14 protein-coding genes are annotated in these 15041 nt (G+C 63.7%); 8 read left to right on the plus strand and 6 right to left on the minus strand.

The window, feature by feature from the left end; translation table 11 throughout:
- The first annotated feature begins 22 nt into the window (after positions 1-22).
- Complete coding sequence (locus BH682_RS11075; protein WP_075832885.1) at positions 23-1351, plus strand: amidohydrolase family protein; 1329 nt, start codon at positions 23-25, stop codon at positions 1349-1351.
- Between the two features lie 6 nt (positions 1352-1357).
- Here BH682_RS11075 and BH682_RS11080 read toward each other — a convergent pair whose 3' ends face one another.
- The 3 genes from BH682_RS11080 to BH682_RS11090 all read right to left on the minus strand — a co-directional run bounded on the left by BH682_RS11080 (position 1358) and on the right by BH682_RS11090 (position 5830).
- On the minus strand, positions 1358-2992 hold the full coding sequence (locus tag BH682_RS11080) for an acyl-CoA synthetase (protein WP_064688960.1): 1635 nt from the start codon (positions 2990-2992) through the stop codon (positions 1358-1360).
- A gap of 156 nt (positions 2993-3148) precedes the next feature.
- Positions 3149-4354, minus strand: coding sequence for an acyl-CoA dehydrogenase family protein (locus BH682_RS11085; RefSeq protein ID WP_003942363.1), 1206 nt, complete (start codon positions 4352-4354; stop codon positions 3149-3151).
- Between the two features lie 27 nt (positions 4355-4381).
- A complete protein-coding gene (locus BH682_RS11090; protein WP_064689009.1) occupies positions 4382-5830 on the minus strand; it encodes an acyl-CoA dehydrogenase family protein in 1449 nt (482 codons plus the stop codon).
- Positions 5831-5933: 103 nt separating this feature from the next.
- On the opposite strand from BH682_RS11090, the gene BH682_RS11095 reads away from it, so the two are divergent.
- Together BH682_RS11095 and BH682_RS11100 are read left to right on the plus strand one after the other, a co-directional pair.
- On the plus strand, positions 5934-7079 hold the full coding sequence (locus BH682_RS11095) for a sensor histidine kinase (protein ID WP_223304439.1): 1146 nt from the start codon (positions 5934-5936) through the stop codon (positions 7077-7079).
- Positions 7076-7714, plus strand: coding sequence for a response regulator (locus BH682_RS11100; protein WP_047271656.1), 639 nt, complete (start codon positions 7076-7078; stop codon positions 7712-7714). Before BH682_RS11095 ends, BH682_RS11100 begins: the two co-directional genes overlap by 4 nt.
- Here the strand turns inward: BH682_RS11100 and BH682_RS11105 are convergent.
- From BH682_RS11105 to BH682_RS11115, 3 genes are all read right to left on the minus strand, one after another.
- Positions 7708-9240, minus strand: coding sequence for a multicopper oxidase family protein (locus BH682_RS11105; RefSeq protein ID WP_063316614.1), 1533 nt, complete (start codon positions 9238-9240; stop codon positions 7708-7710). The two genes, BH682_RS11100 and BH682_RS11105, sit on opposite strands and share 7 nt — an antisense overlap.
- A gap of 137 nt (positions 9241-9377) precedes the next feature.
- Positions 9378-10160, minus strand: coding sequence for a histidinol-phosphatase (gene hisN / locus BH682_RS11110; protein WP_007731284.1), 783 nt, complete (start codon positions 10158-10160; stop codon positions 9378-9380).
- A 19-nt stretch (positions 10161-10179) separates the two neighbouring features.
- Complete coding sequence (locus BH682_RS11115; RefSeq protein WP_007731285.1) at positions 10180-10674, minus strand: beta-class carbonic anhydrase; 495 nt, start codon at positions 10672-10674, stop codon at positions 10180-10182.
- Between the two features lie 109 nt (positions 10675-10783).
- Between BH682_RS11115 and prfB the strand changes: the two genes are divergently transcribed.
- The 5 genes from prfB (at position 10784) to ftsX (ending at position 15018) form a co-directional block, all read left to right on the plus strand.
- Positions 10784-11890 (plus strand): peptide chain release factor 2, encoded by a 1107-nt coding sequence (prfB, locus tag BH682_RS11120; RefSeq protein WP_075832887.1) that lies wholly within the window; start codon positions 10784-10786, stop codon positions 11888-11890.
- A gap of 22 nt (positions 11891-11912) precedes the next feature.
- Positions 11913-12797 (plus strand): mechanosensitive ion channel family protein, encoded by an 885-nt coding sequence (locus tag BH682_RS11125; protein ID WP_003942304.1) that lies wholly within the window; start codon positions 11913-11915, stop codon positions 12795-12797.
- A complete protein-coding gene (locus BH682_RS11130; protein ID WP_007731286.1) occupies positions 12794-13279 on the plus strand; it encodes a hypothetical protein in 486 nt (161 codons plus the stop codon). Before BH682_RS11125 ends, BH682_RS11130 begins: the two co-directional genes overlap by 4 nt.
- 71 nt (positions 13280-13350) lie before the next feature.
- A complete protein-coding gene (gene ftsE / locus BH682_RS11135; RefSeq protein WP_020969258.1) occupies positions 13351-14031 on the plus strand; it encodes a cell division ATP-binding protein FtsE in 681 nt (226 codons plus the stop codon).
- An 81-nt stretch (positions 14032-14112) separates the two neighbouring features.
- Positions 14113-15018 (plus strand): permease-like cell division protein FtsX, encoded by a 906-nt coding sequence (gene ftsX, locus BH682_RS11140; protein WP_003942367.1) that lies wholly within the window; start codon positions 14113-14115, stop codon positions 15016-15018.
- Positions 15019-15041 lie beyond the last annotated feature (23 nt).

A 15041-nucleotide genomic window follows, 5' to 3' on the forward strand; every position in this document is an offset into this window, starting at 1 on the left:
CACACTTTCAGGAGAACTGGCGATGACTACCGCGCCCAAGAACATGACCGACGCGATCATCCGGGACGTGACGTTGTACAGCGGCGGGCAATGGCTGACCGGCCACGACGTCGTCGTCTCGAATGGGGTGGTCGAATCGATCGAGAAGTCGACCGGCACCGCCACACCTGGAAGTGTGGACGGATCGGGGGCGTATCTGATCCCTGGCTTCGTCAACACCCATACGCACCTTCAGCAGTCACTGATGCGTGGGATCGCCGAAGGGACACCGCTTCTCGAATGGCTACTCGCGGTCGCAGAAGAGTCGGTTCAGATCACTCCCGAGCGCGCATACGCGGCCACTGTCGCAGCCTCGCTGGAGGCATTGCGCAGCGGTACGACCACCCTGGTCGAACACATGTGGCCGCACCCGTCCAGCGAGGTTCACGATGCCGTGATCCGGGCGTTGCACGACACCGGGATTCGTGCGGTGCTGGGACGCGGAACCGCAGACCGGGCGGACAAGACGAGGAAGTGGGGCTTCGATCCGCGGCTCATGCAACCACTCGGAGACGTTCTCGCACATACGGATCAGATGATGCGGGACGTCGCCGGTTCCCGCATTGACGTGGCAGTCGCGGTACCGAACCCGCGTTCGCTGACCCCGGAGGGGATGTCGGAAGTGCGTGAGTTCGCGCAGGCTCGCGACCTGACGGTCTCGATTCACCTGCTCGAGACGCAGACCGACAACACGATGTGTACCGAACACGCGGGCATGAACGCGGTCGACTACCTGGATTCCCATGGTTTCTTGTGGGACCGGGTGCTGGCGGTCCACTGCGTCGAACTCGACGACCGTGGTCAGAAGGTGCTGGCGGAGCGCGGCGTCGGAGTGTCGTACAACCCCGTCAGCAACATGCGCCTCGGTAGCGGAATCGCGCCCGTCCCGAGTTTCCTCGACGCGGGGATCGCGGTGGGGTTGGGTGTGGACGGTGCAGCCAGCAACGATACTCAGGACATGCTCGAGACGCTGCGCACCGGCGCCTACGTGCAGCGAGCCGCGCGCGGCCGCGCCGACCTGCTCGGCTTCGAAGCCATGATCGACATCGCATCCGGCGGTGCAAACGCAGCACTCGGTCTGCCGGCCAGGTCCGGCGGGATCTCCGTGGGCGATCCCGCCGACCTCACCATGATTCGGTTCGAACGCGACTTCGGTTGCCTCCCGGTGCGAGATCCGGGCGCGTCCATTCTCACGACGGGCAGTCGTCAGATAGTGGACACGGTGTTGGTTGCGGGCGAGGTCGTGCTCCGCGACGGGCACTCCACTCGCGTCGACGAGGCGGAATTGATCCGCACGCTCAGAGCTTTGTGACTGTGCTCAGTCTTCGCTGATCTCCATCTCGATCAGTACGCGGCGCAACAGCTTTCCGGTGGCGTTGCGGGGAAGTTCGTCGATGAAGACGATCTCGCGGGGAACCTTGTAGCGCGCGAGATTCGACCGGACGTGATCCTTCAGCTCGTCGGAGTTCTGGTCGGCGCCGTGGGCGACGACGACAAACGCTCGCAGGCGGTGCCCGAAGTCGGCGTCCTCGACTCCGATGACTGCCGCTTCCAAGACGTCCTCTCGATCGGCGAGCAGGTTCTCGACTTCGAGCGGGTAGACGTTCTCGCCACCGGAGACGATCATGTCGTCGTCGCGGCCGTCGACGAAGAGGAGGCCGTTGGCGTCGAAGTGTCCGACGTCGCCGGTCGAGAGAAGTCCGTCGATACGTTCCTTGTCGCGCCCGTCGGTGTATCCCTCGAAGCTCAGCCCGCTGGCGACGAAGATCCTGCCGATCGTGTGTGGGGTGGTGATCTTCTTGTTGTTCTCGTCGAACAGTTCGACGTGACAGGTCACCGGAGCGCGGCCCGCGGTTCCCGGCGCAATGGTCAGATCCTCGGGAGTCGCGACCGTGGCCACTGCGACCTCGGTGGATCCGTACAGGTTGTAGAGGACGTACCCGAACGAGGCCGTGACTCGCTTGCACAGGTCGGGCGAGAGTGACGAACCTGCCGAGAAGATGATCTTCAGGTTCGACGTGTCGTACTTGGACAGCACGTCGGGACCGAGGTCGATGATGCGAGTGAGCATCGTCGGGACCACGACCAGACTGTCGCACTTGTACTGGGCGACAAGCTTGATCGTGTTCTCCGGATCGAACTTTCGATGCATGACGACGGTCTGGCCGAGCGCCAACGCGAGAGCGAACTGCGAGACGCCGGTTCCGTGGAAGGCGGGGGCCGCCATCATCATGGTCTGTCCGCGGCGCAACGGCACGCGGTCGAGGAACTGCGCCGACGCGAGAGGGGAGGTGTGGCCACGCGGCGCACCCTTGGGAGTTCCCGTTGTGCCGCTGGTGAGGAGGACGAAGCCACCGTTCTTCTCGGGTGCCGGCACCGACGACGTGGTGCGTCCGGCGATGGCCTCGTCGAGAGTAGCTGCCGTGGAACCGTCAGCGGCCGTGCCCTCTGGCCAGGAACGATAGACGACGACGTTGTCCGGCAAGGCATCGGCGATGTCCGCGAACTCGTCGTCGTAGACGAAGGCGACCACCTTCTCCCGCGCGGCGACGTCCACGAGTTGGGGCCGAGCGAAGCCCGTGTTCATGAGAACGAGCTTCGTTCCGTTCTTTGCTGCCGCCAGCATGGTCAGGACCAAGCCTCGATGGTTACGGCACATCGCACCCATGACGGAGTCGGAGGTGATGCCGTCGGCCTGCCACGCCCGGACCAACGCGTTGCTCTGACGCTCGAGCTCGGCATAGGTGATGGGTCCGCGCTCGTCGATGACCGCCACCGCATCGTAGCCGTTCTCGGCGTGTGCATGGACCGGCCCGGCAAAGGGTCCGTACTTGTCCACGGCTGCAATGGATTTGAGCCCGCGATCGAGGCGAGGGAACGGGACGAGTCCGGCTCGGAACATGACCCCCGCCGCGCCGATGGTGTCAGTGACCTTGGTGACCAATCCGGGCATACGTGAACCTCTTCCGAGCGTCGTTGTAGGACTGATTACACACTAATGCGCAATCAGGTTTCGGTGGTGAAGTTTCACGATGGCGACCGAGCACTCCGCCCCGCCACCTCGAAAGGTGGCGGGGCGGAGTGTTTCGGGATCTGGTCCGTGCGACCGTCACTTCAGTTCGGCGGACGACTTTCCGAGCAGGCGGCGTGCGACGATCAGCTGCTGGATCTGCTGGGTGCCCTCGAAGATGTCGAGAATCTTCGAGTCGCGGCCCCACTTCTCGAGCAACGGGCGCTGCGAGTAGCCGTAAGTGCCGGCCAACTCGACTGCCTTGAGCGTCACGTCGGTGCCGGTGCGGCCGGCCTTCGCCTTGGACATGGACGCTTCGAGCGAGTTCGGCTTCTTGTTGTCGGCCATCCACGCCGCGCGCAGAGACAGCAGGTACGCGGCCTCCCAGTCGGCTTCCAAACGGATGAACTCGGCTGCAGCTGCATGCTGGTTGTAGACCGGTGTGTCGTAGGAGATCTCGACACCGGCTTCGGTCAGGATGCCGCGCAGTTCTTCGAGAGCTGCGCGTCCGACGCCGACGGCCATGGCTGCAACGAGGGGCCGGGTGTTGTCGAACGTCTGCATGACGCCGGCAAAGCCCTGCTCCACGTTGACCTCCGGGCTGCCGAGGATGTTGTCCGCGGGAATGCGGCAATCCTGGAGCAGGAGTACTGCGGTGTCGGAGGCCTTGATGCCCAGCTTGTGCTCGAGGCGAGCAACGCTCAGGCCCGGTGCGTCACGCGGAACGACGAACGACTTGATGGCCGCTCGGCCCTTCGACTTGTCGACCGACGCCCACACGACGATGTGCGTCGAACGCTCACCGGCGGTGACGAAGATCTTCTCGCCGTTGAGAACCCACTCGTCGCCGTCGAGAACGGCGGTGGTGGTCACTGCGGCGGAGTCGGAACCGAAACTCGGTTCGGTGATGGCCATCGAGGCCCACACCTTGCCGAAACGTTCGAGCTGTTCGTCGGTTGACACTGCGGCGATCGCGGCGTTGCCGAGCCCCTGGTAGGGGATCGAGAGCATGAGTCCGACGTCGCCCCAAGACGTTTCGAGCGAGTTGAGGAGCGCAGACATGTTGCCGCCGTTGGCGTTGCCACCCTTGGCGCTCGCGTCGGACCGTCCGCCGCTGGCACCGCCGATGTCTCCACCGGAATCGGAGAGGCCTTCGACCATGGCGGCCATGGTGTCGAGCTCGACGGGATACTCGTGCTCAGCGAGATCGTACTTACGTGAAATGGGTCGGAAGATCTGCGCCGCGACCTGATGTGCCTGGTTCGCTGATGCTTTGAGCTTCTTGGGAAGTTCGAGGTTGATCATCGTGGTTCTCCTGGAAGTTCAGCGGCGTCAGATGAGGACGATGCCCTCGGCAACGCCGATGGCACGGAGGTCGCGGTACCAGCGCTCGACCGGGTGCTCCTTGGTGAACCCGTGTCCACCGAGGAGTTGCACACCGTCGAGGCCGATCTGCATGCCCTTCTCGGAAGCCAGCTTCCGGGCCAGAGCGGATTCGCGAGCGAAGGACAAGCCCTGCTCGGCGCGTGAAGCGCCCCGAAGCGTGACCAGACGCAGTCCGTCGAGTTCGATGCCGATGTTGGCGACCATGAAGGCAACCGCCTGGCGGTGGCTGATCGGCTCGCCGAACGCTTCGCGCTCGTTGACGTACGGAATCACGTAGTCGAGAACTGCCTGGCTGGTGCCGACGGCCAGGGACGCCCAACCGAGGCGAGCCAGGCGAATCGCGTCGGCGTATTCGGCCTTACGCTGCTCGGCGTCACCGTCGCCGAGCAGTGCGGACTCCGACACCGCGACATCGGTGAGGATCAGGCGACCCAGGCCTGCGGCGCGCAGTCCCATGCTGGGATCTGCTTCGACGACGAGTCCCTTGGTGTCGGATTCGACGATGAAGAAGGACGGCTTGCCGTCGAGTTCTGCGGCGATGACGAAGAGTTCGGACGTAGCGGCGGCGGGCACCAAGCTCTTGACGCCGTTGAGCTTGTAGCCGCTGGGGGAGCGCACTGCCTTGGTCTGCAGGGCAAACGGATCGAACAGTGCGCGTGGTTCGTTGACCACCACTGCTGCGCCGGGGACCTGCTCGCCGGTGAAGGCCGGAAGGTAGGTCTTCTGCTGCGCGTCGGTGCCCCACTGCGTCAGTGCGACCGCAACGCCGCTGGGTGCGAGGATCGGAAGTGCAAGCCCCATGTCTCCGTGCGCAAGTGCCTCGGCAACAAGAGAATTGGTGACCGCGCCGCGATCGGCAGCTGCTCCGTCGAGTTCTTCGGGAACGTTGATCAGCGTGATGCCGAGCTCGGCTGCGCGCTTGGAGAGATCGGCTGGTGCCTGCGCTGCGCCGTCGGCGTCGTGCGCTGCGGGACGCAGGATCTCGGCCGCGAACTCGCGCACGGTCTCGACGATCATCTTCTGGTCGTCGTCGGGGGTCAGATCGAAGTAGTCGGCGTTCTTGCTCGGGTTGTCGGGCAGGCGCTTGGGTGCGCCGTTGCCCGAGACCTTCTGGAATCCTCGAGTGGCGGCACCCAGGGTTTTGAAGCCCGTCTTGGTGCCCTCGTAGGTCACGCGATCGATGGTCTGACGCAGATTGAACTTCTCGGCCAGTTCCGAACCGGTGATCTTGGTAAGCACACGCATGGCTGCGCCCATGGCGTCGCGTTTGATCGGGTTCAGGCCGACGGCGGACGTGTCGCGGGGCGCACCCTTGGCGCCGCCGCGCTGCGCGCCCGATTCGCTGCGCTGAGCGCTCTTGTCGGGGGCAACACTGTCTTGCTTGGTCATGATCACCAGCTGTTTCTCGGTGTTGGGGCGTTGGACGATCCTTATCTTACTCATCAGTAAGGTCTGTTGTCGAGAAACCGCGAAATGATGCGCGTCATAGGCTCGAGGGGTGAACCGGACAGAGGTGCCAGATCGGATACAGCGGTACGTGCGCTACACGCCGTTGGTGGTGGTCCCGTGCCTGTTGATCGCCAGCACGTATCCGGGGGAGTATCGAGTTCCCCTCACCTACTGGATTCTGTCGATGCTGTCGGCGCTCGCCTTCGCCGTCGGCCGTCGATGGCCGGTCTTCGCGTCCCTGGTCATCTCGGCGCTCGCCGTTCCGATGTTCGTCGCCGACGCCTGGGGGCTGTCCGAGCTTGTTCCGTATCTCGGGGCGGTCGCCGTCGTCGACGTCACGATGCGGGCCGAGCGTAGAGAAATGGTTGCCGTATCGGCAGCAGGATGGTGCGGTTCGGTGCTCGCGGGTATCTGGTTCGAATCTCACGAAGCGTTCTGGTCTGTCACGACGGCTGTGAAAGTGCTTGCGTACGTGGGGTTGCCACTGCTGCTCGGGCTGTATCTACGCTCGCAGCGTGAATTGGCCGCGAACAATCTTGCGCAGACCCGCGCTGCGGAGCGCAGTGCGCTCGCCCGCGAACTGCACGACCTGGTTGCGCACCACATGGCATCGATCGTCCTGAGAATCGGCGTGGCTCAACATGTCTTGGCGCCCCAGGACGAGGCCGTGCGTGAGGTCCTCGCGGATGTGCGTGGGACTGCGTCCGATGCGCTGGCCGATATCCGTCGCCTCCTGGTCGCACTTCGTGATCCTTCGCTCGGTGAGGTCGCTCTGGTCGAGCCGGATGCCGTCGAGGCGGAAATCGAGGCGGCGATAGATCGTGTGCGTGCGGCGGGTTTCGAGGTGCGGGCAGTCTTCGATGCCCAGGAGAATGTCGAGTCAGGCGCAGCCGATCTCGACGCGATCGGGAGGCTGACGTTGTTGCGGGTGATTCAGGAATCACTGACCAACGTCATGAAGCACGGCGACAAGAAGGGGCTGGTATCGGTCTCGGTCGGTCGCGAAGACAACCGGGTGCATGTCAGGGTTGTCAACGACGTCGAGGGATCGCCTCGGAGTGCAGGTCATGGCCTGGTGGGAATGCAGGAGCGTGCGGAGTTGGTCGGCGGCGAGATGACCGCCGGCACCAACAGTGACGGGAAATGGGAAGTGCACGTGAGTATTCCACTCGTTGTCTCGGGCGGTGTCTCGTGATCAGCGTGCTGATCGTCGACGACCAGCGACTTGTGCGCGCCGGTTTGCGGATGCTGTGCGCGGCAGCCGAGGACATGACCGTGGCCGGTGAGGCGTCGAACGGCGTCGAGGCGGTAGCGCTCGCTGCAGAATTGGATCCCGACGTGATTCTGATGGACTTGAGAATGCCCGGGCTGGACGGGATCGGCGCCACGCAGCAGATCGTCAAGGCCGGTCGTCGAGCGCGCATCCTCGTGCTGACCACCTTCGACGACGACGATCATCTGTATCCCGCACTCGCCGCGGGGGCTTCGGGATTCTTCGTCAAGGACACCGAACCCGCCGAGTTGCTCGGTGCCATTCGGCGGATCGCCGAGGGCGAGATGGTGTTCACTCCGGAACTTCTCCGCCGCGTTGTGGATCGAGCGGTGATCGGTGGTATCGCAGACACTGCTGCGACGGAGAAGGTTCCGTTGACCGATCGCGAATCGCAGGTCCTCGCGCTGGTGGCAGAAGGGAAGAGCAATCAGGAGATCGCGGACACGCTGCATCTCGGTGTGACCACGGTGAAGACGCACGTGGCGAACCTGATGTCGAAGACCGGTTGCGACAATCGGGTTCGCCTCGCCGTGTACCACTTGCAGAACTTTCAGTGACCGGAGTGCGAACCAGGCATCGGCATGTCCATCGGCATGTCCATCTGCATCGGAGCCGCCTTCTGTCCCGGTTCGAGGACGAGGAATTGGCCCATCATCCCTTGGTCCTCGTGCATCAGCAGGTGGCAGTGGAACATGTACGGGAAGGTGGGATCGGTGTACTCGGACCACTGCAGTGCGACGCGAACCCTGCTGCCCGGCGGTGTGTAGACGGTGTCCTTGAGTCCGCGCAAGTGCGGCGGGGGAGTGCGACCGTCGACGTCGAGGATCTGGAACTGTACGTCGTGGACATGGAAATTGTGTGGCCAGTTGTCCTTGTTGGTGATCGTCCACACCTCGGTCGCGCCGACCTCGGCCTCGAAGTCGATGCGGTTCATGTCCATTCGTTGCCCGTTGATCATGTACCACTGCAGATCGAAGGTTCGGGAAACGCTTGCCTTCGACGGATCCAGACTCGGCAGTACGGCCAACTGCGCCGGGAGAGTCGACCGTGACGCGCGGCTGGCAACGCCCCGCAGTTCGAGGATGTCGAAGCGGTCGTTCATGCCGAAGTTCTCGGCGTCGGAGGAACTCACGCCACCGCCGTCCTCGATCGGGAACGACACCAGTGTGGTCGTCGCGCCGGGGTCGACGCGAACCACGATCTCGGCTCGTTCGCCGGGGCTGAGCTGAATCCGCTTGATCGCAATAGGTGATTCGAGCAGTCCGCCGTCGGTGGCAATCAGATCGAAGGTGCGGTCGTCGGGGAACCCCAGGTTGTAGAGACGGCCGGAAGAGCCGTTCAGAATGCGTAACCGGACGACCCCGGTGGTGACGTCGAGGTAGGCGTCGGAGATGCCGTTGGTGACTATCGTGTCGCCGAGCAGGCCTATGTCGGTCGGATCCGATTCGTCGAAGCTGCCGTCGGCGAGGAATCGACGATCCTGGATGATCAGCGGAACATCGTCGACACCATAGGTTTTGGGGATGTCAAACGCCCGCGTGTCGGCGTCGTCGATCAGGAACAGTCCGGCGAGACCGCGCTGCACGTGCCGTTCGGTGGATCCGTGCGGGTGTGGATGATACCAGAGCGTCGACGCCGACTGGCCGATCGTCCACGCCGGTTCCCAGCGTCCGCCGGCTTCGATGGTCTGGTGCGGGCCGCCGTCGTATCGGGCGGGCAGATGCATGCCGTGCCAATGGACGGTCGTGGGCTCTGCCAGTGTGTTGTCGATCGTGAATGCGACAGATTCTCCGCGTTCGGCGCGGACGGTGGGTCCCAGAATGGATCCGTTGAAACCCCAAGTGTCGGTGAGTTTTCCCGCGACGATCTCGGTGGTTCCGGCACCGGCACGAAGTGTGAAGTGGCGAACACCGGCGTCGTCGACGGTGGATTCGGCAAGCGGTGGAATCGGTAGCGGACGCGAAGTTCCGGCCACCGCCAGTGTGGCGCTCTTCGCTGCCGGGTCGGCGCCGCAGCCCACCGCGAGCCCGAGGGGCGCTGCGGCCAGACCGAACAGAATCGTGCGCCTGGAAATCCGGTTCATCGTTCTCCTGGAAGTAGTGCGTGATCAACTACTTCCAGTCAACGGGCCGAGATGTCGTGCCGAATCCTGCCGACGGGCCTGTCGGAACTCCTCCCTCGGACCCTTGCGGCGGGTGGGATGTTCTGGTAGTCGGGTGGTTACCGCAGGCGGGCCAGAACGTCTTCGTGCAGCAGTCCGTTGGTGGCGACCGCGCTGCCGCCGTGCGGACCTGCGCCGCCGTCCAGATCGGTGAACGCGCCGCCGGCCTCACGGACCAATACGTCGAGCGCTGCCAGATCCCACAGGGAAACCTCGGGTTCGGCAGCAATGTCGACGGCGCCTTCGGCCACGAGGCAGTAGGAGAAGAAGTCCCCGTAACCGCGCACGCGCCAGACGTGGTCGGTGAGTTCGACGAACTGATCGCGAATTCCGCGGTCCTTCCACCCCGAGAGGCTCGAGAAGCTCAGGCTCGCTGACTCGCTGCGATCGACGGCGGATACCTGGATCGCCCGCGCATCACTGTCCCCGAAGGACGTATGTGCACCCAAACCTGTTGCAGCCCACCATCGCCGATTCAGTGCAGGTGCGCTCACGACGCCGATGACTGGGACGCCGTCCTCGAGCAAGCTGATCAGCGTGGCCCACACCGGTACGTTGCGGACGAAGTTCTTGGTCCCGTCGATGGGGTCGACCACCCACTGTCTGCCCTCGAAGACTGCGTCGCCGCCGAATTCTTCGCCGAGTACGGAATCCGCAGGACGATGCTCACCGAGCGTCGCGCGCACTGCTCGCTCGACAGCCAGATCGGCGTCGGAGACGGGGGTGAGGTCCGGCTTGTCGTCCACTCGAAGGTCGAGGGCGCCGAAGCGGGCGCGAGTGATCGCGTCAGCCTCGTCGGCGATACGGAGGGCGAGTGCGAGGTCGGATGCGCGATCGGTCACGGGTACACAACCTACCGGCTCAATCGGGGAGGACCTCGTTCAGCTTTCCGGTTGCGACGTCGAAGACGAATCCGCGTAGGGAGGTCGTCGCGGTGACGAACGGACTGTTCTCGATGCGCTTCAACGACTGACGGACGTCCTCGTCGATGTCGGGAAACGATTCGGCAGCCCAATTTGGTTTGATGCCGATCTCGTCCTGGATGGATCGCTTGAAGTCGTCGTCGGTGAACGTCAGCATTCCGCAGTCGGTGTGGTGGATGAGGATGATCTCGGTAGTTCCCAGCAGACGCTGGCTGATGGCCAGGGATCGGATCTCGTCGTCGGTGACGACTCCACCCGCATTGCGGATGACGTGCGATTCACCTTCCTTGATTCCGAGCACCCGATAGACGTCGATGCGGGCGTCCATGCAGGCGAGTACGGCGACGTGTTTGCTGGGTGGGAGGGGGAGCGGTCCGGTGAACTGCTCGGCGTAGGCGGCGTTGTTCTGCAGGTATTCGTCGGTGACAGTCATCGTTCCAGTAGGTTCCCTCGGAGCGAGGTTGGCAAGGCTTCCAGTCCCGGTGATCCCAATACGTGACGGGCGGCAGGGCCGAGGTCGGCACCCGGTAGCCTTGAGAACCGTGCATCCCGACGTAATTGCAGACCTGAACGCCCTCGACACCACCCTTCGCACCTGCGAATCGGTTGTGGACGTCGAGGAGCTGCGCCGACGCATCGACGAGCTCGAGCACCAGGCAGCCGACCCGGGTCTGTGGAACGACCAGGAACACGCCCAGCAGGTCACCAGCCAGCTCTCCCACGCGCAGGCCGAGCTACGCCGGATCGTGGCACTACGCGAGCGACTCGACGAGATGCCGATCCTCTACGAACTGGCAGAAGACGAAGGCCCCGACGCGGTGGCCGATGCCGACGCCGAGCGCGCCAGCCTGCGTGAAGACATCGCGGCGATGGAAGTCAAGACCATGCTCTCGGGCGAGTACGACGAGCGCGATGCGCTCATCAACATCCGCTCCGGTGCAGGCGGTATCGACGCTGCAGACTGGGCCGAGATGCTCATGCGTATGTACATCCGCTGGGCGGAGAAGCACGACTACGGCGTCGAGGTCTACGACACGTCGTACGCCGAAGAAGCCGGACTCAAGAGCGCGACGTTCGCGATCAAAGGCCCGTACACGTACGGCACGTTGTCCGTCGAGATGGGCACCCACCGGCTCGTTCGCATCAGCCCCTTCGACAACCAGGGTCGTCGTCAGACGTCGTTCGCCGAGGTCGAGGTACTGCCGGTCGTCGAGACGACCGACCACATCGAGATCAACGAGAACGACATCCGCGTCGACGTCTACCGCTCGTCCGGTCCCGGCGGCCAGTCGGTCAACACGACGGACTCCGCCGTTCGACTCACGCACATCCCGACGGGAATCGTCGTCACCTGTCAGAACGAGAAGTCGCAGCTCCAGAACAAGGTGTCGGCGATGCGCGTCCTGCAGGCAAAACTGCTCGCGGTCAAGCGTCAGGAAGAGCGCGCCGAGATGGATGCGCTCAAGGGCGACAGCGGCAGCTCGTGGGGCAACCAGATGCGCTCCTATGTTCTGCATCCGTACCAGATGGTCAAGGACCTGCGTACCGAGTACGAGGTCAACAACCCGTCGGCAGTGCTCGACGGCGACATCGACGGGTTCCTCGAGGCCGGCATCCGCTGGCGCATGAGCGAGAACCAGTCCGCATAGCGTTCGGATACCGAAAGGCACGATGACTTTACTTCGACCTGGGCAGAACCTGCTCGATTGGCTTCAAACCACCGGTTTGTCCGTCCTCATGACCGTGCTCGGGGCGATGATTCTCGCCCGGTTGGTCAGTTGGGGAGGCAACAAGGTCACCGACCAGATCGACTCCAACTATCAGTTGGGCGATGCGCTGGTTCGTTCCGAGGCGACCAAGCATCGTCACTCGGTCGCGCAGGTCATCACCTGGGTGGTCATCACGTTCATCTACGTGATCGCGACGCTGAAGGTTCTCGACCAACTGAACCTGCCGATCGGCAGTCTCGTCGCGCCGGCAACCGTTCTCGGTGCGGCGCTCGGCTTCGGTGCACAGCGCGTCGTGCAGGACATTCTTGCCGGTTTCTTCATCATCACCGAACGTCAGTACGGCTTCGGTGACACCGTCCGGCTTGCGATCACCGGCTCCTCCGACGACGCCGAAGGTGTCATCGAGGACGTGACCCTGCGCGTGACGCGGATGCGGAACTCCGACGGCGAGGTCATCACCGTTCCCAACGGCCAGATCGTGAAAGCGACCAACCTGTCCAAGGATTGGGCACGCGCCGTCATCGACGTTCCGGTTCCGGCGACCGCCGATCTCACCCGGGTCAACGAGGTGCTTCGCCAGGTCGGAGTCGACGCGATGGCCGACCGCGGACTCAAGAAACTGCTGCTCGACGAGCCCACGGTCATGGGCGTCGAAAGCCTGGAGGTCGATCAGGTCAACGTGCGGATGGTCGCGCGCACACTCCCTGGCAAACAGTTCCAGGTCGGACGCGCTCTTCGCGTCCGCGTCGCCGCAGCACTGCGACGTCAGGGGATCACGGTGTCACCGGATCTGCACACCGTACGGACCGAGGAGGCGAGCGAATGACCGATCAGGAACCGCGCCGCGGACTCGACCGACTGTTTCACCTGGACTGGCTCCCGTCCCGGATTTTCGGCGGCCGGATGCGAACCTCTACCTTCATTCTCATCGTGGCGTGGATATTGACGTATCTGTTGCATACGTATCTCAATCCTGAGGACCCGACCGCAGTGACACCACCGCCCAGCGTGGACACGTCGCAGACCGAGCCTTACGTCGCGCCCTCGGTCAAACCGTCGACGACGACCCCCGTGCCGTCCTCGACCGAGCCGACGACTACGTCCGAGACCCAGTCTCCGGAATCGAGCACGGGCAGCTCAGGTTCTCCGACGCCGACTTCGGGTCCCGCGCCTGCGCCGGGCAACGCCGAACAGTCCGCGACCACGGTGCCGACCACTCCGGCGACGACGACCGTTCCCCAACCTGGCGCGGCGATGCAGGCACCGACGTCTGTGCCGCAGTCACCCGCGACCACCGGTACCGGATAAGGACGAGGGTGCTCGCGCGTGGCGCCAAGGTCACCGTTAGATAACGGCTAGACTGGCTAGTTGTGATCAGCATGAAGAATGTGTCGAAGTCCTACAAGGCCTCCACCAGGCCGGCGCTCGACAAGGTCAGTGTGGAGGTGGAGAAGGGGGAGTTCGTCTTCCTCATCGGCCCCTCCGGCTCCGGCAAGTCGACGTTCATGCGGTTGCTGCTCAAGATGGAGTCGCCCACGTCCGGCGACATCGAGGTCGCGGATTTCCACGTCAACAAGTTGGCGGCCCGCCGCGTGCCGAAGCTTCGCCAGAGCATGGGCTGTGTGTTCCAGGACTTCCGCTTGCTTCAGCAGAAGACGGTCTCCGAGAACGTGGCCTTTGCGTTGGAAGTCATCGGCAAGCCCCGCAACGTCATCGCGCGCACTGTGCCCGAGGTTCTCGACATGGTCGGTCTGGCCGGCAAAGCCGATCGACTGCCCACCGAACTTTCCGGCGGTGAGCAGCAGCGCGTCGCCATCGCCCGCGCATTCGTGAACCGCCCTCTCGTGCTGCTCGCCGACGAGCCCACCGGCAACCTGGACCCCGAAACGAGCCAGGACATCATGCTGCTGCTCGAGCGGATCAACCGCACCGGCACCACCGTCGTGATGGCGACCCACGATCACCACATCGTCGACTCCATGCGTCGACGCGTCATCGAACTCGATCTCGGCAAGGTGACCAGAGACGAAGCGCGGGGTGTGTACGGCGTCGGCAGGTAGCGCCGACTACGACCACACGTCCCGTACGCCCACCGGTTGTCGTGAAACAACCGGCCTCTCGAAAAGGAATCGGATTCCCCGATGCGCGCCAGCTTTATTTTCAGCGAAGTCCTGACCGGCCTACGCCGCAACATCACGATGACCATCGCCATGATCTTGACGACGGCGATCTCCCTCGGACTCTTCGGCGGTGGTCTGCTGGTCGTGCAGATGGCAGGCAAGACCCAGCAGATCTTCCTCGAACGAGTCGAGGTGCAGATCTTCCTGACCGACGACATCTCTTCGGCCGATCCCGGTTGCGAGCAGGAGATCTGCAGTTCGTTGCGCAAGGAACTCGAGCAGACTCCGTCCGTCGTCGCGGTTCAGTACCTCAACCGCGAAGACGCCGTGAAGGACGCCACCGAGCGCGTGTTCAAGGACCAGCCCGAACTGGCAGCGCTGGTGAGCCCCGACAGCTTCCCGGCGTCGTTCAAGGTCAAGCTCAGTGACCCGGAGCGGTTCGGCGTCATCAACGACACCTTCGGTTCGAGGCCCGGCGTCGAGAGTGTGCTCAATCAGCGCGAGTTGGTGGACCGACTGTTCAGCGTGCTCGGTGGAGTGCGCAACGCAGCGTTCGCGATCGCGATCGTCCAGGCGATAGCGGCCATCCTGCTGATCGCCAACATGGTCCAGATCGCCGCGTTCACGCGTCGTACCGAGGTCAACATCATGCGGTTGGTCGGCGCGACGCGTTGGTACACCCAGCTTCCGTTCCTCCTCGAAGCCGTCGTGGCGGCCTTGATCGGTGCGGTGCTCGCCATTGCCGGACTGTTCACGGCGAAGAACGTCTTCATCGACGGGGTCCTGTCCGACGTCTACGAAGCAAACATCGTGGCGCGGATATCCAACAGTGACGTGCTGTTCGTCTCGCCGATCCTCGTACTTGCCGGTGTCGGAATGGCCGCGGTGACGGCGTACGTGACGCTGCGTCTGTACGTCCGCGAATAATCGGTTTGCACGAGCTTCTATGC

Source organism: Rhodococcus sp. YL-1, from assembly GCF_001942025.1.
Lineage (GTDB): Bacteria > Actinomycetota > Actinomycetes > Mycobacteriales > Mycobacteriaceae > Rhodococcus_F > Rhodococcus_F qingshengii.